The 375-nt window shown below is 62.7% G+C and carries 1 protein-coding gene; it reads left to right on the plus strand.

Annotation, left to right across the window (positions count from 1 at the left end; all coding sequences use genetic code 11):
* On the plus strand, positions 1-375 hold a 375-nt coding region (locus DBR24_RS32630; protein ID WP_305889061.1), incomplete at both ends, for a DNA polymerase ligase N-terminal domain-containing protein.

Genomic DNA, 375 nt, shown 5'->3' on the forward strand with positions numbered 1-375 from the left:
GAGCCTGCCGCCGTCAAGCGCCCGGGACGCAAAACCGCCGGCAACCACGCCTTGCAGTTCTGCATCCAGAAGCACGACGCGTCGCACCTGCATTATGACTTTCGCCTGGAACTCGACGGTGCGCTGAAAAGCTGGGCGGTGCCCAAGGGCCCGTCACTCGACCCCAAGGTCAAGCGCCTGGCGGTGCATGTCGAGGATCACCCGCTTGATTACGCCACCTTCGAGGGCAGCATTCCCGAGGGGCACTACGGCGCCGGGGATGTGATTGTCTGGGATCGTGGCGTGTGGATCCCGCTGGAAGACCCGCAAACAGCCTACGCCAAAGGCAAGCTCAAGTTCGAACTGCAAGGCGAGAAACTCGCCGGGATCTGGAAT

This window comes from Pseudomonas sp. HMWF006 (assembly GCF_003061205.1).
In the GTDB taxonomy this organism is placed as follows: domain Bacteria; phylum Pseudomonadota; class Gammaproteobacteria; order Pseudomonadales; family Pseudomonadaceae; genus Aquipseudomonas; species Aquipseudomonas monsensis.